Genomic DNA, 3652 nt, shown 5'->3' with positions numbered 1-3652 from the left:
GTAAAAGATCAGTTCAAAAAGGTCACTATCTTTGAAACGTCTCTCATAATTCTTGCCGAATGTTGAGAAATGAGGGACCTTATCATAGAAACCAAAGCCAAGGAACCAGCGATAAGCCATATTTGTTTCTATTTCTTCAATGGTTTTGCGCATGGAACGGATGCCGAATAGGTATTGGATGAACGTCATTTTTATCAATACGACCGGGTCAATACTTGGGCGGCCGACTTCTGAGTACATATCTTTCACAAGTGGATAGATAAATGAAAAATCAATCGCTGCCTCAACCTTGCGAACCAGATGGTTCGAGGGTACAAGTTGGTCAAGAGCAATCATTTCAATTTGATCCCGCTGGATTGAATTATTCTTAGTCAGCATTTTTTTCACCTCAAGCATTGGTATATCTTATATTTTATAAAAAAATAGACTGTAGGCAAACCCGAATTTCTTCGAGTTTGTCTACAGTCTGAAGAATGCTGCAGCGCAGCATTCTTTTCTCTCATCATAGATATTCTTTTATTATTTCACTGGCATGTTCCTGCAGCTTCCCATACTGTTCTGCTTCTGCCTCAAAGTAATCCTTTTCACCCAATGTAAAAGCTTTAGTCTGAGCAAAATCCATATAGGCATTTACACGGTACATATACGTGGCGTTCCCGATCAGGTCGATTGTATACCCGCCATTTGATTCATGTGCGGTACACTGGACCTTCCCCCCATTATTGTACACATCCACCGGCCTTTCAAGCTTATTCATCCCTTGAAGGCAGGATACCAGGGTGGAAGCAGACATCGCAGTTCCGCAGGCATTCGTGAAGCCCACTCCGCGCTCAAAAGTCCTCACGTAAATGCTTTCCTCTTTAAGAGGCTTGATGAAGCTTACATTTACTCCATCAGGGAACAGCTCATTCGGGCCATTGACATGTTCACTGATATCTTTCTGAAGATCTGATTGAATATCATCTTTACTGCAAACCGCAATCAGATGAGGATTAGGAACAGCCAAAGCTGTAAAATGAAGCGAATCTGACAGCGAGTTTATTTTTTCATTCTTCAATGTCTCCTGATTCAGGATGAGCGGCAAATCACGAAGCTGGAAGGAGACTGGTGATATTTCAACAAGATAGGTTGGAATCTCCGGGAAGATATCCGGCCGCTTTTCAACCTTCAAATCAGCTTTCATTGTTTCAATGATCGCTTCCTTCAAATCTAATAATTCGCATACATAGCGGGCGACACAGCGCAGGCCATTGCCGCACATTGAAGCTTCTGAGCCATCGGCATTGAAAACCCTCATCCGGGCATCGGCTTTATCACTCTTCATTGTAAAAAGAATCCCGTCTGCCCCCAGTTCGGAATCCCTTCGGCAAAGAGCGATGGCAAGCTCCCGCCGCTGCTCTTCCGTAAACCCATAATCCTTCGATATTTCATCTATCAGCAAAAAGTCGTTGCCCGACCCATGGCATTTTAGAATTTCTATTTTCATTTCAAAACCCCCGCTTTCCCTTTAACCTGCTAAATCAACATAATAATAGATTGCCATAAATTCCTCTGAAGTTCAATAATCCTCTTGTGGACAATATGAGTTAGAATACAATATGGCGGGTATTAACCCTATGTGCAGGCCGGAGGTGAGTCAAAGCGATGCAGGAATATAAGTTCAAATTTTTCATCAGCAGGGTTGAAGAGCTCGAGGCAGCAAATGGGATAACAGAAAAAACAGCTTTTGTTGATACGAGGATCCTTTACGGTGAACAGGAAATATACACTGGCTCTATCCGGGTGCGCTTCAATGATCATGGTACATTTCCCAACCCGGCGGACATCATGGCTGCTGTATCCCAGAAATCTTTAAGGCAGCTTTTGGCCGCAGAAGCAAAGAGATATGTTAAGCCGCAAAGACGGTGGCTCTAACGAAGAAAGCGCCGAAAACCGGCGCTTTTGAAGTATGCTGCAATTATATGTAAAGAGATTCCTCTGAAAGCAGACTATTGGTCCAAGCTATAGAATCGGCATATATGCGAAAAAGAGCATTCTCTTCTATATCAAGGCACCTGCTTTTTTCACTGATCAGCTTCCAGTCAGCCTTCTCAACAGCAACGGCAAGATCCAGCACATCTTTCAAAGGGTTTTCGATGCCCCTCAGTGCATCCCCTATTTCGTCCTGAAGCGGCAGATCAGTCAAAATATCCTCCATTGATGCCCCGAGAATGCTGTCCATCATTGAAAACATTCCTGTCAAAAAATATTGCGCATTCAAAGCCCCCTTTTTCCTTAGAACGGCAACAGATTCAGCCATCTTTGCCCTTATCAGGCAAATCCTGATCGTTTCCTTCTGGACCGCCTTCTTTTCCAGGACAGACTCCCTGACGGCAAGCACATATATCCACTTTTGGATTTCATTCAGCCCCAGCAGAACCGTCGCCTGCCTGATGCTGTTTATCTTGTGCTTAGGCCTGAAAGCAGGTGAGTTGATCAGCCTCAGCAGCTTATAAGAAAGCGATAAATCTCTTTCAATCAGATTTGATATCAAATCTATGCTTGGATCAGCTGTTGAGAGATTATGAATCATCTCATAATAAGAATGAAAATAGGTCGGAACATCATAAGTTGATACAATTTCAGGCTTTTCAAAGAAGTAGCCTTGAAAATAATCATAGCCCCTTCTTCTCGCATCCTCAAACTCAGCTCTTGTTTCGACTTTTTCCGCTACCATTTTAAGCTTGAGCCGTTTGGCTTCCCGCTCAATCCTCTCCCTCATGCCGGCTGAAGCGGCGAGAAAATCCACTTTGATAATATCTGCATACTCTAGCAGCTGTTTTGAAAAAAGATTGTTTTCCTTGAGGGCGTAATCGTCAAGCGCAATCTGATACCCCTGGCTTTTAAGTTCCCGGCAGATATCAATCAAATGGCTGCTGGGTTCCACCGTTTCCAGTATTTCCACAACAATTTCCCTTGGCCTGAAATAGGTCGGGAGCCGGAGCTTGAGCAGATTTTCTGTAAAGTTAATAAAACAGGGCTTGCCTTCGGACAGCCTGTCGATTCCTATATTTAAGAAACTATTTATGATGACGTCGGCGGTCGCCTGGTCGCCGTTGATAAGGGGGAATTCGTTCATCTGGCTGCTTCTGTACAGCAATTCATAAGCGAATACTTCTTCCTTAATATTAAAAATCGGCTGCCTCGCAACAAAGACTTCCATTCTATACCTCCGCTGTTATTCCAAATGTTAGGTTGTCTTTATTGTAAAACAATATTTGGCAGTATGTCTGTCGAAGTTTGTAGAATGATATATTTATTCGTTAAAAAAGACACCCTATTAGATGCCAAATATTAAAACTAAAAATGTTTTACCTTTTAATCGGGCTGTTGTTTTCCGTTCCAGGCACTTCGCTTTCCGCGGGGCGGCGCTAAGCCTCCTCGTCGCTGCCGCTGAGGGCACTGAAAAACTTATGCTTTTTTCATTCTAAAGATGGTCAAAGGAAAAATAGCAAAACTTATTTCGGAAAAGGGGGGATCAAATGCGAAAAAGCAGCTTTCCTTCGGAAAATAGACGAAAAGTTGCTTATTTCCTTCCTTTTTCCTTACTTCTTATCTTTAAGAAGTTTGATAATTCGTTTGAGATTGACTGCGAATATGGTTGTGGCTCCTT

General features: G+C 42.9%; 4 protein-coding genes. 1 reads left to right on the top strand and 3 read right to left on the bottom strand.

The genetic code is table 11. The annotated features are described in order from the left end of the window. Both FZD51_RS25645 and dapF read right to left on the bottom strand, forming a co-directional pair. Positions 1–378, bottom strand: a 378-nt coding sequence (locus FZD51_RS25645; RefSeq protein ID WP_148977247.1) for a transposase, incomplete at its 3' end; no start/stop codon positions are given. Between the two features lie 124 nt (positions 379–502). Next, positions 503–1486 (bottom strand): diaminopimelate epimerase, encoded by a 984-nt coding sequence (dapF, locus tag FZD51_RS25640; RefSeq protein WP_148977246.1) that lies wholly within the window; start codon positions 1484–1486, stop codon positions 503–505. A 158-nt stretch (positions 1487–1644) separates the two neighbouring features. Here dapF and FZD51_RS25635 point away from each other — a divergent pair, with 158 nt between their 5' ends. Continuing rightward, positions 1645–1914, top strand: coding sequence for a hypothetical protein (locus FZD51_RS25635; RefSeq protein WP_148977245.1), 270 nt, complete (start codon positions 1645–1647; stop codon positions 1912–1914). 43 nt (positions 1915–1957) lie between these two features. Here FZD51_RS25635 and FZD51_RS25630 read toward each other — a convergent pair whose 3' ends face one another. Next, on the bottom strand, positions 1958–3202 hold the full coding sequence (locus FZD51_RS25630; protein WP_148977244.1) for an EAL and HDOD domain-containing protein: 1245 nt from the start codon (positions 3200–3202) through the stop codon (positions 1958–1960). Positions 3203–3652 lie beyond the last annotated feature (450 nt).

The sequence above is a fragment of the Bacillus infantis genome, from assembly GCF_008180445.1.
GTDB lineage: Bacteria > Bacillota > Bacilli > Bacillales > Cytobacillaceae > Bacillus_AB > Bacillus_AB infantis_B.
Note: the sequence above shows the minus strand (reverse complement) of the source record. Positions and strands in the feature narration are given on the sequence as shown.